Genomic DNA, 23,705 nt, shown 5'->3' with positions numbered 1-23,705 from the left:
TTTTCAGACTAGAACGGCTCAGAACCACATGCGCACGCCCAGGACTAAGCGGGCCTCGCTGCGGTCCTCGCCTTCCTCGCGGGCAAAGTCGGCTGTATTGCCGTAGGAGCGGTTCCAGGTGACGCCAATGTACGGGGCAAACTCGCGGCGGATTTCGTAGCGCAGTCGTACGCCGACTTCGGTTTCAGACAGGCCAGAGCCGATGCCGCGCTGAGGATCGCTCTGACCGTAGAAATTAACCTCAGCCGTGGGCTGTAAAATCAGCCGGTTAGTCAGCAAAATGTCGTAGTCGCCTTCCAGCCTTAACCCGGTTTGGCCGCCTTCACCAAGAAACGCAGTCGCTTCGGCTTCGAAGTTGTATAAAGCGAGGCCCTGGAGGCCAAATGCAGCCCAGGTTTGCGGCGAGCCTGGCTTGAAGTCCTGCCGGACGCCGCCGACCAGGTCCCACCAAGGACTGATCGCATGGCCCCACAGCGCTTGCAGCTCGGCCGATTCGGTCTTGCCGTTGGTACGTTCGCCCTCGGAGCGAATCCAGAGCCGGTCGATGTCACCACCCACCCAGCCGTTAACGTCCCAATTAAGGACGCTGCCGTTGTCGGCGTCCTGCCATTCGAGTTGATCGAAGAGCAGGAAATAATTAGCTGCTTCGTCATGGACAGTGTGGCCTTTGGCACTTCGGTAGACCGCAGCCCGATTGGCATCGGTGACAGGCGCAATAGGCGTGCGGCTTTGTGTCGGTGCCGCAGGCTTGCTGGGGGCCATGGTCGTCATGTCCGAGTCCATGCCCTGCATCTGGCTATGGTCCATACCCTGCATTTTGGAATGATCCATGCCCTGCATCTGGCTGTGGTCCATACCCTGCATTTTGGAATGATCCATGCCTTGCATCTGGCTGTGGTCCACGCCCGGCATAGCGGCCTCTGCCGCAAACACGCCCACTGGGAGCATTCCCAGGCTGCTGACCGCGAGCAGTGAACAAACGTGGAGTCTATTCAAAACAGTCATTGGCCTCACTCCTCTACCCGAACTTCGCGGAACATACCCATCTCCATGTGGTAGAGCAGGTGACAGTGATAGGCCCAGCGCCCCAGGGCATCAGCGGTGACACGGTAGCTGCGCTTGGAGCCTGGCGGCATATCAATGGTGTGCTTGCGCACCCTGAAGTTTCCGTCCTCGTCCTCCAAGTCACTCCACATCCCATGCAGATGGATCGGGTGAGTCATCATCGTGTCATTCACCAGCACGATTCTTACCCGTTCGCCGTATTTGAGTATCAGAGGTTGGGCGTCCGCGAATTTGATGCCGTCAAACGACCATGCAAATTTTTCCATGTGCCCGGTCAGGTGCAGCTCAATGGTCCGGCTCGGCTCACGCCCGTCAGGGTCTTCGAAGGTGCTTTTAAGGTCGGCATAGGTGAGCACCTTGCGCCCGTTATTACGCAGGCCCAAGCCAGGATCGTTCAGCTTGGCGGTAGGGCTCATGGCCTGCATGTCCACCAGCGGGTTGTCGTTCTCGCTGGCAGGGTGGCTCTGCATCACCATGCCGCCCATGCCGCCCATCGCACCATGGTCCATGCCCGACATAGCGCCATGTTCCATACCCTGCATGGTAGACATTTTGCTATGGTCCATGGCGGGCATGGAGTCGCCCCCCATGCTGCTCATGGTCTGCATGCCGTCGTCGGCACCCGAATCCATGCCGCTCATGCCATCCATGCTGCCATGGTCCATACCACCCATGCCCATATCGTCCATCGTGACCAGCGGACGAGGATCAAGGGGGGGGACCTGGGCTACCAAGCCTTCCCGCACGGCTAGGGTGCCGCGGGCGTAGCCCGTGCGATCCATGGATTGAGCAAAGACCGTGTACGCCTCGGCAGTGGGCTCAACGATCACATCGAAGGTTTCGGCCACGGCAATGCGTAATTCATCGACCTCAACCGGGTTCACGAACTGGCCATCCGAAGCTACCACGGTCATTTTCAGGCCTGGAATACGGATGTCGAAGTACGTCATAGCCGAGCCGTTGATGAACCGCAGGCGCAGCTTTTCGCCAGGACGGAACAAGCCGGTCCAGTTCATATTGGGGGCCTGACCATTGAGCAGGTACGTGTAGGTGGCCCCGCTCACGTCCGCAAGGTCCGTGGGGTTCATCTTCATCTCGGCCCACATCTTGCGATCCGCGACGGTTGCGGCCCAGCCCTTATCAGCCACATCGTTGACGAAGTCACCGACTGTGCGCTTGTGGAAGTTGTAGTAATCGGACTGCTTTTTGAGGGTACGCATCAGCGAGACGGGATCTTCATCCGTCCAGTCGGTCAGCATCACCACATGTTCACTGTCGTACTTGAAAGGCTCGGGCTCTTTCGCCTCGATGACGAGCGGGCCATACACCCCCACCTGCTCCTGAAATCCGGAGTGGCTGTGGTACCAGTACGTCCCGTTCTGTTGGACCTTGAACTGGTAGACGTACACGCCACCCGGCTCGATGCCCGCGAAGCTCAGTCCTGGAACGCCGTCCATGTTCGGCGGCAGGATAATGCCGTGCCAGTGTATGGAGGTTGCAGCGTCGAGCCGGTTGCGTACCCGGAGCGTGACAGTGTCACCCTCTTTCCAGCGCAGCAGGGGGCCCGGCAGCCCGCCATTGATCGCCATCGCTGTGCGACGCCTGCCGGTGATGTTTACCGGCATCTCGCCAATAGACAGGTCGAACTCCGTACCGCTCAACACGCTGAGCGCCGGCGAGCCGGACGCCGCCCAGCTGGGCGAACGCCACAAGCCTAGCCCACCTAGCACGCCGGCAGCCGCGAGGCCTTTGACGAAAATACGTCGAGAAGTTCTTGATTCCATACGCGCGGGTCCAGGTAGGCAAGGACGGCATTTAAGCCGTGTACTGGGTTTAAGGTACTGGAGTGGACGATGTCACAGCATCGTAAGCGGCGCGATTACATTTCTGTAAGCTTGAAAACCCGCGTTGGTTAGCAACATGCCTTAGAGCTTTGAGTTTTTTTAGTATCTGCAGAAGCCAGTTGCGCCTCAGCTTTTTTGCTTAGGGTTGTCTGTTGCGCATCCATCATCCGAGCGAACACACGGTCGGCACCACCTTCAGCAAAGGCGACCGAGGAAATACTGAATGCGAGGGTAAGGAGTACGGCTTTGGAAAGGTTCATAACGAGTCACCTTGTATAGGGAAGGCGGCACATGCCGCTGGGCCCAAGGTAACGAGTAGAGGCTTTCAGTTGGCTGAGTTGAGGGTTACAAAAAAGTCAGGTTGAGCATTAACTAAGCCGCCAAATGGTGGTTAATACTTCACCTTATAGGTCGGTGAATCCTCCGGCCGGTTCTCTCGCCGGTCGTAGATCTTGGTGGTACTGATATTGGCATGTCCTAGCCAGGCCTGAACCTTGGCGATATCGGCCTCATACTCCAGGGCATTGGTCGCCGCAGTAGCCCTGAGTCCATGCACCCCCAAACCGGCAACCTCAATCCCAGCCATCTTTGCGTAGGCCGCCACCACGGTGTAGATGCCGTTGGCCGTAATGCCGGCACCGGTCAGCTTGCCGCGCAATGGTATGAATAGGGGCACCTTCCTGTCCGTCAAATGATGCTCTGAGCTTTCCAGGTACTGGTGAATACGCCCGGCCGCTACTGGGTGCAGTGGCAGGTACCGTACCTTGCCGCCTTTGCCGTGCACTTTGAGGTGCTGAATTCCGCGGCGATCCTGGATGTCGCTCACCTGCAGCAGCGCCGCTTCTTCGCGGCGCAGCCCGTGATAAAGCAGAACAGCCAATAGCGCCCGGTCGCGCAGCCCTTTGAGGGTTGTTTCATCCGGGGCTTCGAGCAGCGCTTTGGCCTGGTGATCGCCCAATGCCGGCGTCTTGCCTTCGTTGCTTTCTATCTTCGGTCGTTTTACACCGTGCACAGGATTGCCCCCGGCAATTGCATTGCTCTCCAGTAGGTGATCAAACAGGCTGGCCAGTGCCGCCAACTTGCGCCGGATCGTGGCGCCCGCTAAACCGCGATGCTCGAGCTGGGCACGCCAGGCCAAAACATGTGATCGGGTCACCACGCGAAACTCATCGGCCGAAGCCAATCCAACAAAACCACAGAAGTCTTCCAGGTCATTTTGGTAGGCACGGCGTGTTCGAGGGTTGTCCAGGTTGGCAAACCACTCGACCGCGGCCGGAACTTGGGCCAGCGTCTGAAATTCGACCGATGTGAGCCGACGCTGATCGTTCTGATGGCCTTTCGTCAGTTCCTGCATATGGTTCTCTTCATAGGCTCGTAGGAGATCACCGACGACCGGTTCAGTCACAAAAGCAACTGGATATGCTTCTGGTGTATCTGAAACGGATAAGCGGCAATAATTGGTGATAACCTATTTTATCACCAGTAATTGACCGAAAGCCTTCGCATGCCTCAAAAGTCATAAGTCAACCTGATTTGCTGTTTCAGTATTGACAAGCAGGCAAAAAAAGAGTCGTTCCTGAATCATGCAGAATCCTTAAAGAATGTGTATATTTGTATATGTGAATATACATATCCACTAGGAGTGCTCATGGATCTGCTACCGGCGACCGTCTTCAAATGTCTTGGCGACGAAACGCGCACACGCATCATGCTCATGCTCGCTGACCAAGACGAGCTCTGTGTTTGCGAGCTGATTTGGGCGCTGGATGATAGCCAGCCGAAAATCTCTCGGCATTTAGCCCAACTTCGTAATTGCGGGTTATTAGCGGACCGCCGTCAGGGACAGTGGATTTATTACCGCTTGCATCCACAGTTGCCCGAATGGGTTATGCAAGTGCTCCAGATAACACGCAGTGCTAATCAGTCCTGGATTGATCAAGACGTAAGCCGTCTTGCATCAATGGAAGGTCGTCCGGTCCGTCAGGCCGCGTGCTGCTGATTTCGCTGGAGCGTCTCCATATGGTTGCTGCAATCACAATATTCGCTTTGACACTTATGTTGGTCATCTGGCAGCCGAAGGGCTTAGGCGTAGGCTGGAGCGCCGCCGGCGGCGCAGTACTGGCTTTGCTTACGGGTGTGGTTGGTTTAGGCGACGTACCCACGGTATGGGCCATCGTGTGGAATGCAACGGCCACCTTTATCGCCGTCATCATCATTAGCTTGTTACTGGATGAGGCCGGATTCTTTGAGTGGGCTGCCTTGCACATGGCCCGGTTGGGCCAAGGCAAAGGCATCCGGTTGTTCATCCTGATGATCCTGCTGGGCGCCGCTGTTTCGGCCCTGTTTGCAAACGATGGCGCTGCGTTGATCCTGACCCCCATCGTCATTGCCATGCTCACAGCCTTGCGCTTTAGCCCGGCGTCTACTCTGGCCTTTGTCATGGCTGCAGGCTTCATCGCCGATACCGCAAGCCTGCCCATGGTGGTGTCCAACCTGGTCAATATCGTGTCGGCTGATTTCTTCCAGATTGGCTTTGCTGAATATGCCGCGGTCATGTGGCCTGTGAACGTGATCAGCGTAGTGGCGACCTTGTTCATGCTATGGCTGTGCTATCGGCGCGACATACCCACTACCTATGATCCACAGCAGCTTCATGCGCCTGGGACTGTCATCCGTGACAAGGCTACCTTTGTCGCAGGCTGGTGGGTCTTGGCGCTGCTGCTTGTCGGTCTGTTTGCACTAGAGCCGTTGGGGGGTCCTATCAGTGCAGTAGCAGCCAGCTGCGCACTCATCCTTCTGGTGATCGCCGGCAAAGGCTGCGTTATTTCTACCCGTACGGTTATCAAAAATGCACCGTGGCAGGTTGTGGTGTTTTCGCTAGGGATGTACCTGGTGGTCTATGGGCTGCGCAACGCAGGGCTCACGGACGCTCTCACGTCTCTGCTTAATGTCTTCGCTGAACAGGGCCTGTGGACCGCAACTATGGGTACCGGCGTGGTGGCTGCATTGCTGTCCTCAGTGATGAACAACATGCCCAGCGTGCTTATCGGTGCGCTTTCGATACAGGCCAGTCAGGCCACAGGCGTGGTCCATCAGGCCATGGTGTACGCCAATATCATCGGCTGCGACTTGGGGCCCAAGATCACCCCGATCGGTAGCCTGGCCACGTTGCTGTGGCTCCATGTACTGGCTCAAAAAAACATCCGCATCACGTGGGGGTACTACTTCAAGGTCGGCAGCCTGCTGACCATCCCTGTGCTGCTTATTACCCTGGCCGCACTCGCCCTGCGGCTCAGCATCCAAGCCTAGGAGCCACCGATGAAAATCCTTTTCATGTGTACCGCCAATAGCTGTCGGAGTGTGCTTTCTGAAGCGCTGTTCAACCACTTGGCCCCTGAAGGCGTCACAGCAGTGAGCTCCGGCAGCTTTCCGAGCGGACGACTCAATGCACAGGCGGTCAGTACCCTCCAAGCGCTCGGCATCGATACGTCAGGGCTACATAGCAAGGGCTCGGAGAGCTTCCAGGGCAATCCGCCTGACGTTGTGATCACCGTCTGTGACAAGGCTGGAGGCGAGCCCTGCCCCGTCTATTTTGGCCCTGCTATCAAGAGTCATTGGGGGTTGTCTGATCCCTCGGATGTCGTTGGTAGCGATGAGGAAAAGCAGGCAGCCTTTGAGGGTACCGTGGCAACTATCCAGAACCGATTTACGGCCTTCTTTGCTTTGGATTTGGATGCGCTCAGTTCAACAGAGCTTAAGCATGCGTTGGACAGGATTGGAGCGCTGTAATGATCGAGCCTACATCCGAATATCCGGAAGACTTCCCCAGCCTGGACCTAACCCTGCTCGATGTGCCTACGCCTGAGAAGCTTGGCCAGGGTATGCAGCCCGATCACAAGCCTCGCATCCTGTTGCTCTATGGATCCACCCGTGAGCGCTCGTTCAGTCGGTTGCTGACTCAAGAGGCAGCGCAACTCCTGAATCTCATGGGCGCAGAGACGGCCATCTTCGACCCTTCAGGTCTGCCGTTACCTGATGATGCACCCGTGGAACATCCAAAAGTCCAGGAACTGCGCGACCTGGTGCTGTGGTCTGAGGGTCAGGTGTGGTGTGCGCCGGAACGGCATGGGTCGATGTCGGCCGTGTTCAAGGCGCAGATCGATTGGATACCCTTGGCCATGGGCGCGGTACGGCCCTCGCAAGGCAAGACGTTGGCCGTGATGCAGGTATGCGGCGGATCCCAGTCATTCAATACGGTCAATCAGCTTCGTATCCTGGGCCGCTGGATGCGCATGGTCACGATCCCGAATCAATCCTCGGTACCCAAAGCCTTCCTTGAATTTGACGAAGCCGGGCGCATGAAGCCGTCTGCCTACTACGATCGGGTAGTGGACGTGATGGAGGAACTGGTGAAATTCACGTTGTTGGTACGAGGTCGAGAGAGTTACCTGGTAGACCGCTATTCGGAGCGCAAGGAGGACGCCGAGGCCCTTTCCAAACGGGTGAACCAGCGGTCTATTTAGTTAACCTTGAGCTTACAAGCCTGTTAGCGCATTGCGCTAACAGGGCCAACGAGCAGCTACGGCGTGGGAGGATGAGTCATCGGCTCCTAAATTTTGCGCCACACCAACGCAGGAATGGCTCGGATATAGATCAGCTCGCTTATCAACTCAATCAACGTTTGAGTAATGACCGCAGCTGCAGCTAGCCCTCTGATTTCTTCGGGTAAAGCCAACGCTAGAGGTAAAACGACTAATGAATTGCGTGTCGAGCTACTGAATGCAACTGATCTGGCAGTGATAGCTGGCAATTTGAATGCTCGCGCAACCAGCGCACCCACCAGTGGAGCCAGGAGCATGAAGCCGATGTAGACAGGAATCACAGGTAGCAGCTTATCTATATCTCTGACCACTGCCGAAATCTGCGAGCCAATCACTACCACTAGCACAGCAGCCATAGCCGGCACAGGCATCCAAGCCCATGCGCTATTCCAGCCGTCAACAAAGCGCGACCGCTTCGCCCCGGCAGCCGTTGCTATCGCCAAAACCAAAGGCAGGGCGATCAGCACCACAAAGGCCTCAATGAATGGTCCGATGGATATGACTACTGCAGAGTCGTCGCCCAGCATGAAGGCAAGGTACAGCGGCAGTAGCACAAGCTGGAGCAAAAGTAGCAATGGAGTGGCTGCAAGGATCAGTTTGGAATCGCCCTTCCCGATATGGGTAAACACCACCACATAATCGATACAAGGCGTCAGCAGAACCAGCAAAGCACCTACCAAAATCGCGGGATGATTGCTTAGTCCCGTAGTCAACGCCCAGACCAACAAGGGAATGGCTAGGAAATTCGCGGTCAGCAGCGCCGCCATGAAGCGCTTATTGGCCAGCCCATCCCGGAGATCCAAGGTAACCGTCCGGGCAAGTCATCTAGCGTAGCTGGCTCTATTGTTTTACGAGATTGCGCAACGATGAAGCTCAGCCCTCAATGTCGATCAGGGACTGCCGGGCATCATCACCCCAGTCAGACCCGATCAAAGCACTTTCTCGTGCTATCAACAATTGAAACGCTTGAGATTCCTTTCAAGCGTTGCTGGATAACTTAAACTTGCCGACTACGCTGCGAAGTTCCTTAGCGAGCAATGAAAGCTCGTCAGCCGTTACGGCATTATCCTCTACGCCTTCCATGACGATTAAGCTGCTGTTTCGAATGCCGATGACGTTGCGATTGATATCCTCTGAGACCGAATGTTGCTGCACCGCCGCACTTGCAATCTGAGTGTTCATGCCCACAATTCCGTCTACCGCTTCATTGATCTGGTTCAGGCTGCCAGACGCTTGGCTCGCTGCCTGAATGCATTCCCTAGCTCGGGTTTGCCCAGCTTTCATCTGTTGAACAGCGGCATCAGTAGCGCCTTGCAACTGTTGGATGATCCGTCGAATTTCTTCTGTGGAGTTTTGTGTGCGCGAGGCCAGAGTCCGCACTTCGTCAGCCACGACCGCGAAACCACGGCCTTGCTCGCCAGCTCGCGCCGCCTCGATGGCCGCGTTAAGGGCCAGCAGGTTAGTCTGATCCGCGATGGTACTGATGACCTCGATGACACCACCGATTTCTTTGCTGTGTGTCGCTAACGCTTCGACTTTGCTTGCACTGAGCTCCACTTCGTTGGCCAACGCCTCAATAGCGGCACTTGTTTCAATCATAACTTTCAAGCCGTCGTTAGACGCACTGCTTGCAGATTCAGCGGCACGTGCTGCGCCCTCGGTATTCTGGGCCACGTCGGCAACGCTCGCGGTCATTTCGTTGATGGCAGTAGCAACCTGCTCGGTTTCAGCCTGTTGTGAGTTCATTGAGGCTTTGGCTTGGCCTATGGAGATTTCTAGTCGCTTTGCCGCATCTGAGACTGAATGCGAGCTACGCTCCACCTGGCTCAGTGAGCCAGAGAAGGCCGTTACCATGCGGTTAAGTCCCTCGCCTACATCACCGATTTCATCGTGGCTGTTGATTCGGACGCGCGCGCTCAGATCGCCTTGAGCAATACGTGCCGTCACAGCTAGGAGCTCATCAACCCCAATCCGCAGAGCCTTGTAGATGCCGACGAACGCATAGAGCAGCAGTATCGCAATGGCGATAAATAGCTCAGTGCCGAAAGTACGCTCATTACTCAGTGTATTCAGACGCTCATCAATTCGAATTCGCAGCGATTCCTGCATCTGATCCTGAGCTTTGTAAAACTGAGCAACGACGGCGTTTCCACGCTCGCCCAAGGTGTTGGCATTCACGTTTGAGCGCTTGCTCGGATCAAGGTAGTCCACCAGGTCTTTACGCAGATTTTCCAGGTCGGTAATGGCTGTTGTTACAGACGGCTGAACTACACCAGATAATTTCGGCTCTTCTCGGCGAAGCAGGGAAAGGCTCTGCTGCAACTCTTGACGCATTAGCAGCTCCTGTTTCAACAAAGTCTGGGCAAAAATACGAGTGGTGTCGTCCAGAGGACGGTCAGCGCTAAAACCGCTGGCCAGACCGCGAATCTGTCCGACCAGATTTATTTGCCGAGGCAGACGTATAGAGCTTAGATCGATGAGGTACAACGAACCTGCATCTTCGTCCAAAATCATGCCGGAAGTGGCCGTAATGTAGTAAACGAAATTCATTAGGTCGGTTAACTGGTCGTTCCACGCGGAAAAGATCACCAAAGGTGCTTCGCCTGCTTTGGCGCGTTCAACCAGCTGCACACTAGCGGTACGCAACGTCTGAACTCGGTCTGTCGTTGCCAGTTGGGTGCTAAATTTTGCGTCCTGCGCAGCAAGAGTCGCATAGGCATCGTTAAGCTTTTCAGCATTGCGTGCTGCATTGGCTACTGCGTTGGTGTCACCGCTGAGCATGCCTGTAGTGGTCAACTGATTCCGGACACTGAATTAAGTTTTTCCTCAGCGACCGCAGGCGCGAACCCGCCATTGAACTGATGCGGTCGCCGACAGTTGTACTGCTGCATCAGATACCGACCGATGTCCCGTTGCGCTAAAGGACCTCCCCTGAAGAGCGCAGACAGTCGCTCCCGGAGCAAAAGAGATCTGATCTCAATGGACCAACCTTGGCGCTATTTGCCCCGAGCTTACCGGTCGAGCTGCCAGTACTGAGAATTTGCTTACCAAACCCGGCCCGGCCCAACGTGTTCGACGAAGCCTATTAGCTACCTGGACAGCAGTTATCTAAGTGACTCAGGCCATTGATCCCTACCCTTCTCGGCTGCCCGAGGCCTCCCCCTCCTCGGGCCTTCCTTCCGAGGAGCCAGCCGACCTCTGATGAACGCCTGTATACCTGGTAACGCAAGCCGCAATAGTTCATCAGGCTTTGTCGCATAGGCTGCATATAGTTCAAAGCCCTCTCGCGCTATTGGGTCTGTGCAATGTGCCAAGCCCAGAAAGCATTTTTTATAGCGCTCCTTGCGCGCGTTGCAATTATAATGACTGCCCATCCCTCCAGTAATAACTTTATCCCAATGCTGGCCAATACGCTTCCCCAAAATTACATCCTTACACATTGCTGAGCTATCAAAGAAGAACAAGCCATGAATGTGATAGCCTTTGTATCGCCCCAACTCTAGCTTGCATGCGTAACCTAGCATTGGCCCAAATGCGCCATTTTGCAGATCTTTCAGTAGCATATCTCGATGTCTACACGCATCTGTGCCAGTGATATGTTTGGCCAATCGGTATTTTTGTAAGTAGGATAAATCAACCCTCAAGATCAACATTCTCGAATGTCTTGCAAAGAGCTCAGCCGTGTATCTCATGAGCGTATCGTATTGCCTTTTAATGGGCCTCCTAAAAGCTTTAAGCCTACTTCGAAACTCTACGGTACTGACCTCAGCACGAAATTCAGAGATGCAGGCATTCAACCTATGGACTGCTTCATTCACGTGTTCCCCTTTGGTTCCAGAGAACGAAGTTTCCGATGGCACCAAGTGATGCTTTAATACCGCGTTGTAGAATACTTCAAAGTAAGGATTGAATTGAGCACTTGGAAACATCTCAAATGAGATTCGAATATCTCTTTTGATGCAGTTAATAAACCTACGCCCCAACGAATGAAAGGTGATTCTAGCTTCACCATTTTTAGCATGGCCGACTGAATACAACTGATGCTTGGTCGCAACTAGATCTTGCAACAAAGGCAACAACCTAAAAGCCAACCAGCTTCTCGCATCATATTCCTCATCGAGCTCCACTACTCCAGGTTTTACCTCAGGCATGCTTTGCTTCACGAACAATAATGCAGCATCACTTAGCACTTTAATTGAAGATGCGAGCGGATCAGGACGCACGCAGCTAACACTGACAGTAGACATAAACAATACCCCGGAATACATGAAAAAGAATTGAACACATCCACGCCCCACACACTAAACTTTTACACCTCAACAAATAAATCTAGGCGGCATTAAGACGGTATATGAAAAGATCCATATTTATAAACTACTGAAACCCACGCAGCAGCAGGCGCCAACAGTAGTTAACGCCTTCATAATCACGGTTCTAGAACCCTGCAAAGTACTTTGCGCTATAACGACTTCCAGGCATGCAGCGATTAAAAATTTGACGCTAGCGGCGTGCTGGAATGCATACTGCTTGCACATACGGGGCGAAAATCATACCCTAACCTTGACAAGGTGCGCACAACCAAGGAGTTTCCGTATGAAAGACAAACAAGGAAGAGAATTTTATTCCGGCGATGAAGACCTGACTCATCTGGAATTATACATCAAATATCGCGCCTCAAAATCGGTCACTTGGTCTTTACTGGTTGCTATAGAACAACTTGGTACCCTAGTTCATGTCCAGTTGAAAGATTCCGCGATAAAACAATTGGAAAAATTTATCGAAACCAACCCGGCAGAGCTACCTGAAATCGATCAACTCCTCAACGAATTAGGATACCTCAAAGCTGAGACACCCAAAAAAAACACCAAGCAAAATGCAATTAGGGACGAAATCCTAAGGGGTATATGGCATCTTTCGTATGCCATATATTTTAATGAACTCGATTCTGACAAAGCCCACCAGGCACTGCAACATTTCTGGTATCACGCTGGCTTAGTTGAGGGGATGGAGTATTCTACTTCAGGCCCTATGACAACGGTTAAGCTTTCTCGCGCCAGCAAAGGAGGCAAAACCAAATCGGATAAATACACAGCACGAATTGAAGCCATCGCAAGCCTTTTAGAAGAAGAATCACCTCCTGCCGGATGGTCGAGCGAAGCACAAGCAGCCTCAATGATTGCTGAGGTAGTCGTATCTCGTAAAATAAGTAAAAGTTTAAATCTTTCATCTAGCGCCATGAAATGCTATGACCAGCTTTCAGAAATGATCAATTCAAATGAAAAGTTGAGAAATATTGTCAATCCGGGAAAAACACTAAAGCAGTGATTTTCTACTAATTATTTCTATTTCTAAATTGTAGTATTACATTGTTCAAAGCAGCCTGATCATCGGGATACCATGGAATTAGGTCTATCACCAGATGGTCTAGATAAGGAACAACTCTAATTCGATTGTCGTCAATGAGCGCGTCCAATGCTCGATTGAATCTGTCTTTCCGCCTCAGTTCAGCCCCTGGAGCCACTCGCATTACAACTGATTTACGAACATAACGGTGATTAGCGTGACGATACTCATTCAGCTTGCCATCTAACGCAACTGCATCAATCTGCTGCTGCGATGGCTGATGTAATATATCCATAGTTTCGGCCAAATACCAATTAACAACACTAATTGCATCGCGCAACACCTCTACCGAAATGCTTCCGTCAATGCCGCTGCTGTAGCAGTGGAATAGTGCGGCCAACCTACTGGTATTATCCATCAATCTATTAGCGATATCCTTAGATTCGTATAATAACCCCCCAACCTGCATTAAAGACTCAACGTTATTGAAGGTCTGATTCCACAGCTCAACAGCTTTGGCATCGAACCCAATTATGTCACGCCCGCTAAAAACTTCAGCTTTTTCTTTAACTAACTCCAAGTGCGATGCCATAGCTAACAGATACCGTTGATAGTTATCCCCTAATGAACCAGTATTTGTGGTAAAACGCGATCCTTGGGTAGTTCTCGGATATGACACCAGAAATCGAGCTAGCAGACCCGAGTCTCTCGCTTCAACGCCCCGCTTTTCAAGAAACCGAATAAAAGGTCCTGGTTGGACTTGGATTGCGACGGATAACCTTCCTTTCCAAATAAAGCTCCCCCTGATCCTGTTTATAGGAATCTCATCACCATCCCATGCGCTGTTGAATTTCGTCATATCCGAAAATGCCCGTCCATTCAACATACTGCTACCTTCGCTAGACAGAAGTACGGCATTTTCCGTCTTTTTGCTCATTCCCTCAAATAGCGCAATAGGAGTCGACTCGTTGTAGACTATCTGGGGCTCTCGGGGCTGGATAGGCTTCACGCTCATTAAGTGTGCAATCTGTTCATCGAATTCATCCTCCATTTTCAATTTTGATTTAAAATTACTCTGTTGGGCTTTTTTTATTTTTCCTTTCCATAATTCGAGAGAGATTTCCCAGTCAGAGATTTTTTCTCGATATTCTTTCCGCAGTTTTTCCTGAAATTTTATAACTGGTTCAAAGCAAAGTTTTTCCACAGTCCCTTTTCTCTCCCCTGCATTGGCAATAGTCAGCGTTAATATTGAAACAGGACTTACCTGCCCTGGTGGCTTTCTTACATCCACCAACCCTTGAAAAACTGTTGAAAGCGCGGAAATGAGCGACGCGGCTACAATTCCAACAGGAGCTTGAGTTGATATATGCAGTTCGCTTATTAGATCTCTAAACTCTAAGAGTTCTAGAGATTGCAAGTAAGGAAAATCTAACTTAGGATAATTACCCCCAAGGGCACCCTGAATACTCATACAGTTTCATCCCTCTGCTGCGCTTTCTGGAACACCCAGTGCATCACCTCCTCCTCTATAAACCCAATACGACCGTTACTCGTAACGGAAGAATATAGCTTTATCGGTCTTGGAAATGTGGAGTCATACTGACAAGATTTTTTATCAAGCCGACCGTATACCGTGGATCGGCTAATCTGCAAAATTTTCACCAGTTGCTGAAGCGACAGCACTGACTTCACTCGACTATCATTCATAAATCACCTCAAGGGCTGGGTCAGAACGAGTCTTAAGCTACCTGTACCCGCGAACCCAGGCTCGCTTCTGCTTCCAGTAGAAACTCCCTAAGCCATGCCACGTCTGGCCTGCAGCATTTTTTTGCCGAAAATAGCCCAAGTATGAGATCGAATATTTCACGCTCGTCGCGATGTCGGCGCTTAGCTGTAAACCTGCTAATTCGTGTCCGATTAGCAGGTTTTCAATATGTTCCCGACGAGAACTAGCGCTCCTCTCGAATTGAACCCACTGGATCACCTCCCTTTTCTCACAGCGTGAGAAGATCAGTTCTCTTACCATAGAGAGGCCCGTCGCCTACCATTTAACTAAGAACTGGCGATTGCATGATTTTTGAAACCTATATCACCAAGGCGACCAACCATCCTGGAATCGCCATGCCCGCTATATGCCCGCAATGCCAATCAAGAAAGACTGCTTCAATCAAAGCCACACAACGTCTCGCACTGTGTGCTGAAGCGGTGAATGTACTCATCCTCAGCCGTTTGAAAGCGTGCTATCCCGCCATACCACAGTCCGCTGCCTATCACACACTGGAGAAACTTTCTCAGAACTTGGTTGAAGCACTCGCTAGATCAGTGCAACTCAAGCTGCGAAACATACCAGACGGTGATCTCCATACGCATGTTTGCCTAGGCTGCGGATGCATGTTCGATCCAGTCAGCCAGTCCGCCCAGCGTCCCGATAACCACAACCAATCAAACCCTGCCCAAGGAAATTAATCATGGCTCATGAAGTACACCAAATGGCGTATATCGGCGAAACACCTTGGCATGGCTTAGGGAATCGTCTCTCGCCGAATCAATCGCTTGAGATCTGGCAGCGTGAGGCAGGCATGGACTGGCGGATTGAATCCAGCGCCGTTCATTTCAAATCCACTGGATCAGGGCTACTGGCTCCGATCCATACCTTCCCTGATCAGAAGGTTCTGTACCGCTCCGACACACAAGAGCCGCTCTCGGTAGTGTCGCAACGCTACCAGGTCGTTCAGCCAAACGAAGTGCTCGAGTTCTACCGAGACCTCACAGAGGTCTCGGGGTATGAGCTGGAGACAGCAGGCGTATTGAAAGGCGGCCGGAAGTTCTGGGCGCTAGCACGAACGGGCCAGTCGGTAGCGCTCAAGGGAGGTGACCATGTCGGAGGTTATCTGTTGCTTGCTACCTCCTGTGACGGCACCCTTGCCACTACGGCAACGCCTACGACTGTCCGCGTGGTGTGCAATAATACTTTGGCATTATCGCTCAATGGCAGTACGACCGCTATCAAAGTCCCCCACAGCACAAGTTTCAACCCTGACCTCGTCAAGAAGCAGTTAGGTATTGCAGTATCACGCTGGGAGCAATTCATGTACGAGATGCGGATCCTCAGTGAGCGAAAAGTCTCGCGCAAGGAAGCCGACGCGTTCTTCAATCAGGTACTCAGCGTCGCCGGCACCAGCGCTTCTCCACAGGGCCAACACAACAACCGCCACGCCATTGCGAAAGCAAACAGTTTATTCGAGGGTAAAGGCAAAGGCTCAGACCTGACATCAGCCAAAGGCACCGCATGGGGGCTGCTGAATGCGGTGACCGAGTTCGTTGATCACGAAAAACGAGCTCGATCCGCCGACTACCGGATGGACTCCGCCTGGTTCGGCCAGGGCGCTGCCCTCAAGCAAAGAGCCCTTCACAGCGCATTAAGCTTAGCGGCGTAGCAAGAGCAGACCACCAACCGATACCTGCTCGCCATGTGGCGGGCTTTATGTGGCTGCTGCAACTGAACATCAGCTCAATTACGTGAGAACCAGAATGCACAAACTCAAAATCGTATGCGCACTGCTCACGCTTGCAGTCGCACTGTACTCGGCGACCCTAGTCGTAGCGGTGAAGATCAACCTAGCACTCGCAGTGATGTGCTGCGCAATGCTGATCGCGTTGCTCTGCAGCTTTATCAACGCTCTGTCCACGCCACCTGAAACCTGTGAGGACCTTCGCTCGTCTGCAGCGCTGTAGGCGGATAGAGGTTCGGGGAGACGCGACATTGAAGTGGGGGACCGGATGGGGGAACAACGAACCTCAGAATGCAGAAAGCCCCGCATAGCGGGGCTCTCTAGGTACAATATGGCGGTGAAGAAGGGATTCGAACCCTTGATACAGTTTCCTGTATACACACTTTCCAGGCGTGCTCCTTCAGCCACTCGGACACTTCACCGTTTCTCGGCGCACCTGTTCGGTGTGTCGAGGCGCGCTAATGTAGTCGATAGCGTTCGTGATGGCAAAGCTTTTCTGCAAGTTTTTCATGCGCTTAAGCCCAGCGCCAAATTCCCTCGGGCCTGTCAGCGTGACCGGCCAGTCAGTCACGGCGCTTTACCCGGCCGGCAAGGCTGGGTAACGTCGGCGCCACAACACGACAAGGAATACCGGTATGAGTGAGCTGATCGATTACCAACTCGAGGGCGGCATCGTCACCCTGACCCTGAACAACGGCAAGGTGAACGCCATCTCGCCTGCCGTCATCGCGGCGTTCAACGAGGCTCTGGATCAGGCCGTAGAGGCGCGCGCCGTGGTAGTCATCACCGGTCAACCCGGCATCCTTTCGGCAGGCTACGACCTCAAGGTCATGACCTCGAGCCCGGAGAATGCGATCAGTCTGGTCACCCAGGGCTCTACCCTCGCCCGTCGGCTGTTGAGCCATCCGTTCCCGGTCATCGTGGCCTGCCCAGGACACGCCGTGGCCAAGGGTGCGTTCCTGCTGCTGTCGGCCGATTACCGGATCGGCGTGGAAGGCCCGTTCCATATCGGTTTGAACGAGGTGCAGATCGGCATGACCATGCACCACGCCGGCATCGAACTGGCCAGGGATCGCCTGCGCCGTTCAGCCTTCCAGCGCTCGGTGATCGGTGCGGAAATGTTCGATCCTGCCGGGGCGCTGCAGGCCGGTTTTCTCGATGAGGTGGTGCCGCCCGAGCAGCTGCAGGCCGCCGCCCTCGCTGCGGCGCAACGCTTGCAGAAGCTCAACATGAAGGCCCACGCCAGGACCAAACTCAAGGCACGTAAAGCGTTCCTGGAGACCTTGGACGAAGCCATCCGGATTGACCAAGAGCAAGGCTTCTAAGGCGCGCCAGTACGAGCGGTAGGGAATACTGCCTACACGTTAGGTCTTCACTGTGGCGGGCGTGAGCAGGCCGCTGCGCAGTGCAATGCGCGATCCATGAACTGAACCGCGAACTGCGCCGCGCCGGAACACTCCTATCCACAGCAGGCCCATACCGGGTCGCCCTGCCAATCGAAGAAGTGAGCATCATGGGCCGAGTGGTCGCCGCCGCGGTATACAGCGCGGGCAAGAAGATTACCGACATCAGCCTCGACGACGGCGCGCAGTGGGCGCGGCGTCCGGGGCATTTCGTATGGATCGGCCTGGAACAGCCCGACGCCGAACAGATGAGTCAACTGCAGAAACAGTTCGACCTGCATGAGCTGGCCATCGAAGACGCCCTCGAAGTGCACAGTCGACCCAAGCTCGAAACCTTCGGCGATGCGCTGTTCATCGTGACCTATTCGCCGATCCGTCGAGACCGCAAAGTCGAGTTCGTCGAGACCCATATCTTCGCCGGACGCGGCTACATCATCACTTGCCGCAACGGCCACTCGGCCTCCTACGCCTCGGTGCGCAAGCGTTGCGAAGCGCGACCATTGCTGCTCGATCACGGCGAAGATTTCGTGCTCTACGCTCTGCTCGATTTCGTCACCGAGAATTACCAGCCGGTAAGCGAGACCATTCACTGCGAAATCGAATCGCTGGAGCGCCGCGTGCTCGGTGGCTCGCTCAACGAAGCCGATATCCAGCACCTGCACGGGCTGCGCCGCGAGCTGCTGCGCATGCGCCGCTACGTAGCGCCCATGGTCGAGATCAGTGAAGAGCTGCAGCGGCTGGACTTCCCGTTCATCGACAAGAACATGCGCCCCTATTTCCGCGACGTGCAGATTCATGTGAACCGGCAGATGGAGGACCTGGCGACCATGAGTGACATCGCCACGCAGACCATCGAGATCGGCCTGCTGCTGGAGTCGTCGCGGCAAAGCCTGACCCAGCGCAAGTTTGCCGCGTGGGCAGCGATCCTGGCCTTTCCCACGGCCGTCGCCGGTATCTACGGGATGAACTTCGAAAACATGCCGGAGCTGACCTGGCACTACGGCTACTACATCGTGCTAGGGGTCATCGCGTCCGGCTGCACCGGCCTGTTCGCCGGCTTCAAGCGCGCTGGCTGGCTGTAGCCGCGCGCTGTCCGACCCTGCCAGGGCACGAGCGTCACGCCGCGGGCGGGGTGCCCTGCGCGACGAAACGCATCATCCATTCAGCCACGGTGATGCCGTGGTGATCACGGTCCAGGCTGGCAATGGCTTTCTGATACACCGGCTCGCCCAGATGCTGCTGACGAATGTCGAGCAGCGCTCTGGAATAGTCATGGATGAATTCCGGATGCCCCTGGAAACACAGGACCTGATCACCGATCTGATAGGCCGCGAATGGGCAGAATTCGCTCGACGCCACGACCGATGCGTTCTGCGGCAGCGACGTCACCTGGTCTTGATGGCTGATCAGCAGGGTCAACGTTTCGACTTCCGGACTCATCCAGGACGCACGGTTGGCCAGGCTGTATTCATGGGTGCCCACGCCCCAGCCTTGGGTCGCGCGCTCTGCCTTGCCGCCCAGCAGCAGCGCCAGCAACTGATGGCCAAAGCAGATGCCGAGCAGCTTGTCGCCGCGCTGGTAGCGCTCCAGCAGAAACGTCTTGAGCGTTTCGATCCACGGGTCGGTGGCAAAGGAGTCAGCCTTGCTACCGGTGACCAGATACGCATCGTAGTGGGCATCGGCCGGTGGGTATTCGCCGTTCATTACGTTGAACACGGTGAACTTGGCAGGAATGGGCTGGCTGGCGAACAACGTTTCGAACATGCGGCCGTAGCCATGGTATTGCTCGACCAGTTCGGGCCGCAGCACGTCGGTTTCCAGGATGCAGATGTTGAGGGTCATAGGTCACTCGATGGAGAGGGAACGCAGGTAGCAAGCCTGCCCGTTATCGGCGCTGGCTGGCAAGTGAAGCTGCGCCGGATTTGCCCGATGAACGGTAATTCACACCCCCGAGCTTGCATTCGCCTTCTTGGGCGTCTAGCACGGCATGTTCAAAATCGGCAAAAGAGTTCCTTAGTCGAGTTTGATCGAAACGACCCTGCCTACCGTGGCAAAGCGTTCTAAGCCCCGTCAATCAAGGGTTCTAAGGTAAAAGCGTGACTATTGATGCGGCCGTATGGGCACATCGAGTCGTGGGGGGTGCACCTTTTCGCCAAGCTCAACCAAGGTTGCAGCATGGGTTGGCGCCAGGAAGAACATAACTCATAGGCAGTCTGCCATGTTCAAACATCCAAAGATCCGCCAGGCCGGACTCATCGTGTTCACCATGACGCTGGTGCTGATCCTGCCCAATCTGGGCAGGCTGTTCAGCTGACGTTTCGCGGTCAAACCTCAGGGCGCTCCCGCCGCACCGGCGCCTGTGCAGGCGCACGTCCGAAATCTAGCCTTGAGTCTGACTCTGGGACTGCGGCGCAGTGGCCACGCTGACCACAGGTGCGCTCGGCGCGACCAGTACCTTGGCGTGCATCTGCTCGAAACCGCCACCGCGACGCATGCCGCGCACCGGGCAGGCATCCAGGTAGTCCAGGCCTATCGCCAGTTTCAAGTGGCGTTCCGGACGCGCCAATTGGTTGGTCACATCGAAGCTGTACCAGGCATCGTCGAGCCAGGCTTCGGCCCAGGCATGGCTGGCCATGTGCTCGGTGTCCTCGGTGAACAGGTAGCCAGAGACATAGCGTGCCGGGACGCCCAGGCTGCGGGCACAGGCAAGAAAGGCATGGGTGTGGTCCTGACAGACCCCGGCGCCGCTGGCGAAAGCTTGCGCGGCACAGGTATCCACGGCCGTCGCACCGCTGGTATAGGTGATGTGCTGGTGCAGGCCCTGCATCAGGTCGATCAGGCCATTGCGGTCGCGCCGCGTGTGGCACTGTTCGGCGGCAAAGGCACGCAAGGCGTCGTCGGCCTCGGTCAGCCGGGTAAAGCGCAGGAACGGCAACGGTGACTGTGTCTCGTGTTCGGCCTCGCGGGTCTCGTCGATCTCGACCTGGCCGCGCGCGCCGATGATGATCGCGTCGTGCGGGTCGTCCAGGGTCAGCACATGCAGAATGTTGCCAAACGGATCGAGCTGAGCGCGCACCGGGCGCGGCAGGTCAAGCTGCCAGCTGAGAATGCGCTGGCGCTCGCTGTCATGCGGCGTAAGGCGCAGGTACTGGATGCTGGCGCGCACCTCGTCATCGTAGTGATAGGCGGTTTCGTGACTGATGTTAAGCCTCATACAGCCTCCAGATAGGCACTGTGGATCGCATTGCCCAACTGGCGCACCAGCGGGATCTGTTCGTTCAACCACTCGTGCAGGCCTTCGTCGAGGATCTCGTCGATACCGGTGTAGCGCAGGCGTGCATCCAGTTCGGCGGCCAGGCGCTGCGCCGGGCGACCATTGGCGCCGGGCAGGTCGGCGAGAATCTGGTTGATCTCCTCGGTACACGCGCGCAGCGAACGGGGCACGTCGGCGCGCAGCAGCAACAGTTCGGCCACCGGCTTGGCGGCCGGTGCATCGCGATAGATTTCGGTGTAAGCCTCGAAGCTCGACAGCGCGCGCAGCAGCGCACTCCACTGGTAGTAACCACGGGCCGAGCTGTCGTCGACCGAATAGGCATCGTCGCCGAGCATCTCGTAACGCGCGTCGAGCAGGCGCAGGGTATTGTCGGCGCGCTCGATGAAGGTGCCCAGGCGAATGAAGCGGAACGCATCGTTGCGCATCAGCGTGCCATAGGTCGCTCCACGAAACAGGTGGGCGCGCTCCTTGACCCAGTCGCAGAACCGACTCATGCCATAGCGACCCACGCCCTGCTCGGCAATCCCGCGGATCTCCAGCCAGGTGGAGTTGATGTTCTCCCACATGTCGGCGGTGATCCGCCCGCGTACCGCATGGGCGCTGGCCCGTGCCGCACCCAGGCAGCTGTAGATGCTGGCCGGATTGGCCGGATCCAGGGCGAAAAAATGCAGCAGGCGCTCGGCATGTAGCTGGCCGTGACGTTCCAGGTAGTCTTCCAGGGTGCCGGTGATCAACAGCGGCATGGCGATTTCGTCGAGGCCGTCACCGCGGCCATCCTGCGGCATCAACGACAGCGAATAGCTGACATCGAGCATGCGCGCGAGGTTTTCGACGCGCTCCAGATAGCGCGACATCCAATACAGATCAGAGGCAGTTCTACTTAGCATTGGCAGGCATCCTTAATCCTCGACCACCCAGGTGTCTTTGGTCCCGCCGCCCTGCGACGAATTCACCACCAGCGAGCCTTCACGCAACGCCACACGGGTCAGGCCGCCTGGCACCACGCGGGTTTCACGGCCGGCCAGAACGAAGGGGCGAAGGTCGATGTGGCGCGGTGCGATGCCGTTCTCGACGAACGTCGGGCAGGTCGACAGCGACAACGTGGGTTGGGCGATGTAGGCATGGGGTCGGGCCTTGAGGCGCGCCCGGAAGTTTTCGATCTCGGCGGCACTCGCGCAAGGGCCTACCAGCATGCCGTAGCCACCCGAGCCCTGGGTTTCCTTGACCACCAGATCGGGCAGGTTGGCCAGCACATGGGACAGCTCCGAAGGCTTGCGGCACTGCCAGGTCGGCACGTTCTTGAGGATGGGTTCTTCATCCAGGTAGAAGCGGATCATGTCGGTGACGAAGGGGTAGACCGACTTGTCGTCGGCCACGCCGGTGCCGATGGCATTGGCCAATACCACGTTTCCGGAGCGATACGCGGCCAGCAGGCCGGGAACGCCGAGCATGGAGTCGGGGTTGAAGGCCAATGGATCGAGAAATGCGTCGTCCAGGCGTCGATAGATCACGTCCACCGGCTTGGGTCCGTCGGTGGTGCGCATGAACACTTTATCGTCACGCACGAACAGGTCCGCCCCTTCCACTAGCTCAACGCCCATTTCGCGCGCCAGGAAGGCGTGTTCGAAGAACGCACTGTTGAACCGGCCCGGCGTCAGTACCACGACGCTGGGATTGTCGATCGCGCTGGAGCTTTTCAAGGTATCGAGCAGCAGATTGGGGTAGTGATCCACGGGAGCGATGCGCTGCGCGGCGAACAGCTCGGGAAACAGCCGCATCATCATCTTGCGGTCTTCGAGCATATAGCTCACGCCACTGGGCGTGCGCAGGTTGTCTTCCAGCACGTAGTAGGAACCGTCACCGTCGCGCACCAGGTCGACCCCGGAAATGTGCGAATAGATATCGCGGTGCAAGTCCAGTCCTTGCATCGCCAGTTGATACTGCTCGTTGGCCAGCACCTGTTCGGCAGGGATGATCCCGGCCTTGATGATGCGCTGGTCGTGATACAGGTCGGCGAGGAACATGTTCAGCGCCTTGACGCGCTGGATACAGCCACGCTCCACGATGCGCCATTCGCTGGCAGGAATACTGCGTGGAATGGTGTCGAAGGGAATCAGCCGTTCGGTACCCTGCTCGTCGCCATACAAGGTGAAGGTGATGCCGGCTCGATGAAACAATAAATCGGCCTCGCGTCGACGCTGGGCAAGCAGTTCCTGCGGCGTATCGGCCAACCAACGGGCGAACTCCCGGTAATGCGGGCGAACTTGGCCATCGGCATCGTACATCTCATCATAATAGGTGCGGCTCATGCCGTACTCCTTGTCACCCGGACCCAAGAGCCTTCGCAAGGCCCGTGCCATCGGCATATGTGCCATTAAATCAAGCGCTTGGAATTCCCAGCCGGGAACCGTGCACCGTTATTGTGCGGCAACGTCCGAACGCCGCTGACATACGCTTCATTGCGAAGCGGATATTTCAAGCGGCTTGAGGCTATGACCAGCATAGACAGAGTTGAATTCAATAGCTTGCAGCGTTAGTGCATATTTAATTCATCGGCACCGGCAAAAGCTTGGCGCCCCATTGCGAGTCACCGAATTCCCTTTCGCCGCCACCTTGTGAGCGGCTTTTTTTTGCCTGCAATTCGCTGAGCGGGTGAACCACGG

At 55.4% G+C, this 23,705-nt stretch carries 21 protein-coding genes, 1 tRNA gene and 3 pseudogenes; 9 read left to right on the top strand and 16 right to left on the bottom strand.

The annotated features are described in order from the left end of the window. Positions 1-18 precede the first annotated feature (18 nt). The 4 genes from IFT75_RS01770 to IFT75_RS01755 form a co-directional block, all read right to left on the bottom strand. Positions 19-1,005: a copper-binding protein CopB gene (locus IFT75_RS01770; protein ID WP_015062130.1), complete on the bottom strand. Its 987-nt coding sequence runs from the start codon at positions 1,003-1,005 to the stop codon at positions 19-21. A 5-nt stretch (positions 1,006-1,010) separates the two neighbouring features. Beyond that, positions 1,011-2,849 (bottom strand): copper resistance system multicopper oxidase, encoded by a 1,839-nt coding sequence (locus IFT75_RS01765; RefSeq protein WP_122776212.1) that lies wholly within the window; start codon positions 2,847-2,849, stop codon positions 1,011-1,013. Positions 2,850-2,977: 128 nt separating this feature from the next. Further along, entirely contained in the window at positions 2,978-3,169 is a 192-nt protein-coding gene (locus tag IFT75_RS01760; RefSeq protein WP_003317552.1) for a co-regulatory protein PtrA N-terminal domain-containing protein, read from the bottom strand. A gap of 131 nt (positions 3,170-3,300) precedes the next feature. Then, positions 3,301-4,263, bottom strand: coding sequence for a tyrosine-type recombinase/integrase (locus IFT75_RS01755; RefSeq protein ID WP_122794990.1), 963 nt, complete (start codon positions 4,261-4,263; stop codon positions 3,301-3,303). 294 nt (positions 4,264-4,557) lie between these two features. Between IFT75_RS01755 and IFT75_RS01750 the strand changes: the two genes are divergently transcribed. Genes IFT75_RS01750 through arsH form a run of 4 tightly spaced genes read left to right on the top strand, consistent with a single transcriptional unit; the run spans position 4,558 to position 7,432 of the window. Next, entirely contained in the window at positions 4,558-4,908 is a 351-nt protein-coding gene (locus tag IFT75_RS01750) for a metalloregulator ArsR/SmtB family transcription factor (RefSeq protein ID WP_109514200.1), read from the top strand. Positions 4,909-4,928: 20 nt separating this feature from the next. Then, positions 4,929-6,218, top strand: a complete 1,290-nt coding sequence (locus IFT75_RS01745) for an arsenic transporter (RefSeq protein ID WP_122794991.1) — start codon at positions 4,929-4,931, stop codon at positions 6,216-6,218. 9 nt (positions 6,219-6,227) lie between these two features. Then, positions 6,228-6,698, top strand: coding sequence for an arsenate reductase ArsC (locus IFT75_RS01740; RefSeq protein WP_122743640.1), 471 nt, complete (start codon positions 6,228-6,230; stop codon positions 6,696-6,698). Further along, a complete protein-coding gene (gene arsH, locus IFT75_RS01735; RefSeq protein WP_122743641.1) occupies positions 6,698-7,432 on the top strand; it encodes an arsenical resistance protein ArsH in 735 nt (244 codons plus the stop codon). The genes IFT75_RS01740 and arsH overlap by 1 nt, the downstream gene beginning before the upstream one ends. 86 nt (positions 7,433-7,518) lie before the next feature. On the opposite strand, the pseudogene IFT75_RS01730 reads toward arsH, so the two are convergent. The 5 genes and pseudogenes from IFT75_RS01730 to IFT75_RS01715 all read right to left on the bottom strand — a co-directional run. Then, positions 7,519-8,313: pseudogene (locus IFT75_RS01730) on the bottom strand (arsenic resistance protein); the annotation flags it as partial. 175 nt (positions 8,314-8,488) lie between these two features. Further along, complete coding sequence (locus tag IFT75_RS21555) at positions 8,489-9,205, bottom strand: methyl-accepting chemotaxis protein (protein WP_407316739.1); 717 nt, start codon at positions 9,203-9,205, stop codon at positions 8,489-8,491. A 159-nt stretch (positions 9,206-9,364) separates the two neighbouring features. Continuing rightward, a pseudogene (locus IFT75_RS21550) lies at positions 9,365-9,619 on the bottom strand (HAMP domain-containing protein); the annotation flags it as partial. 683 nt (positions 9,620-10,302) lie between these two features. Then, positions 10,303-10,428 (bottom strand): annotated as a pseudogene (locus tag IFT75_RS01720) (IS3 family transposase); the annotation flags it as partial. A 186-nt stretch (positions 10,429-10,614) separates the two neighbouring features. Then, positions 10,615-11,757 (bottom strand): inovirus-type Gp2 protein, encoded by a 1,143-nt coding sequence (locus IFT75_RS01715; protein ID WP_192052981.1) that lies wholly within the window; start codon positions 11,755-11,757, stop codon positions 10,615-10,617. Between the two features lie 346 nt (positions 11,758-12,103). On the opposite strand from IFT75_RS01715, the gene IFT75_RS01710 reads away from it, so the two are divergent. Continuing rightward, positions 12,104-12,835 (top strand): hypothetical protein, encoded by a 732-nt coding sequence (locus tag IFT75_RS01710; protein ID WP_122743643.1) that lies wholly within the window; start codon positions 12,104-12,106, stop codon positions 12,833-12,835. Positions 12,836-12,842: 7 nt separating this feature from the next. On the opposite strand, the gene IFT75_RS01705 is transcribed toward IFT75_RS01710, so the two are convergent. After that, positions 12,843-14,324, bottom strand: a complete 1,482-nt coding sequence (locus IFT75_RS01705) for a YfjI family protein (RefSeq protein ID WP_122801090.1) — start codon at positions 14,322-14,324, stop codon at positions 12,843-12,845. Next, on the bottom strand, positions 14,321-14,560 hold the full coding sequence (locus tag IFT75_RS21545; protein ID WP_122794995.1) for an AlpA family phage regulatory protein: 240 nt from the start codon (positions 14,558-14,560) through the stop codon (positions 14,321-14,323). The genes IFT75_RS01705 and IFT75_RS21545 overlap by 4 nt, the downstream gene beginning before the upstream one ends. A 363-nt stretch (positions 14,561-14,923) precedes the next feature. Between IFT75_RS21545 and IFT75_RS01695 the strand changes: the two genes are divergently transcribed. Together IFT75_RS01695 and IFT75_RS01690 are read left to right on the top strand one after the other, a co-directional pair. Continuing rightward, positions 14,924-15,319 carry a hypothetical protein gene (locus IFT75_RS01695; RefSeq protein ID WP_192052977.1) on the top strand — a complete coding sequence of 132 codons (396 nt, stop codon included), beginning with the start codon at positions 14,924-14,926 and terminating at the stop codon, positions 15,317-15,319. Between the two features lie 2 nt (positions 15,320-15,321). Further along, positions 15,322-16,290 (top strand): DUF932 domain-containing protein, encoded by a 969-nt coding sequence (locus IFT75_RS01690; protein ID WP_122743646.1) that lies wholly within the window; start codon positions 15,322-15,324, stop codon positions 16,288-16,290. Between the two features lie 407 nt (positions 16,291-16,697). Here IFT75_RS01690 and IFT75_RS01685 read toward each other — a convergent pair. Then, positions 16,698-16,787, bottom strand: a tRNA-Ser gene (locus tag IFT75_RS01685). A 213-nt stretch (positions 16,788-17,000) separates the two neighbouring features. On the opposite strand from IFT75_RS01685, the gene IFT75_RS01680 reads away from it, so the two are divergent. Beyond that, positions 17,001-17,690 carry a crotonase/enoyl-CoA hydratase family protein gene (locus tag IFT75_RS01680; protein ID WP_192052974.1) on the top strand — a complete coding sequence of 230 codons (690 nt, stop codon included), beginning with the start codon at positions 17,001-17,003 and terminating at the stop codon, positions 17,688-17,690. A gap of 188 nt (positions 17,691-17,878) precedes the next feature. Next, entirely contained in the window at positions 17,879-18,850 is a 972-nt protein-coding gene (locus tag IFT75_RS01675) for a magnesium and cobalt transport protein CorA (protein WP_192052972.1), read from the top strand. A 34-nt stretch (positions 18,851-18,884) separates the two neighbouring features. On the opposite strand, the gene IFT75_RS01670 is transcribed toward IFT75_RS01675, so the two are convergent. From IFT75_RS01670 to IFT75_RS01655, 4 genes are all read right to left on the bottom strand, one after another. Next, positions 18,885-19,610: an amidotransferase gene (locus IFT75_RS01670; RefSeq protein ID WP_192052970.1), complete on the bottom strand. Its 726-nt coding sequence runs from the start codon at positions 19,608-19,610 to the stop codon at positions 18,885-18,887. 538 nt (positions 19,611-20,148) lie between these two features. Then, complete coding sequence (locus tag IFT75_RS01665) at positions 20,149-20,982, bottom strand: transglutaminase family protein (protein WP_122713900.1); 834 nt, start codon at positions 20,980-20,982, stop codon at positions 20,149-20,151. Beyond that, a complete protein-coding gene (locus tag IFT75_RS01660) occupies positions 20,979-21,929 on the bottom strand; it encodes an alpha-E domain-containing protein (RefSeq protein WP_122476296.1) in 951 nt (316 codons plus the stop codon). The genes IFT75_RS01665 and IFT75_RS01660 overlap by 4 nt, the downstream gene beginning before the upstream one ends. 12 nt (positions 21,930-21,941) lie before the next feature. Further along, positions 21,942-23,351 carry a circularly permuted type 2 ATP-grasp protein gene (locus IFT75_RS01655; protein ID WP_122476298.1) on the bottom strand — a complete coding sequence of 470 codons (1,410 nt, stop codon included), beginning with the start codon at positions 23,349-23,351 and terminating at the stop codon, positions 21,942-21,944. Positions 23,352-23,705 lie beyond the last annotated feature (354 nt).

It is taken from the genome of Pseudomonas sp. CFBP 8758 (assembly GCF_014841725.1).
GTDB lineage: Bacteria > Pseudomonadota > Gammaproteobacteria > Pseudomonadales > Pseudomonadaceae > Aquipseudomonas > Aquipseudomonas baltica.
Note: the sequence above shows the minus strand (reverse complement) of the source record. Positions and strands in the feature narration are given on the sequence as shown.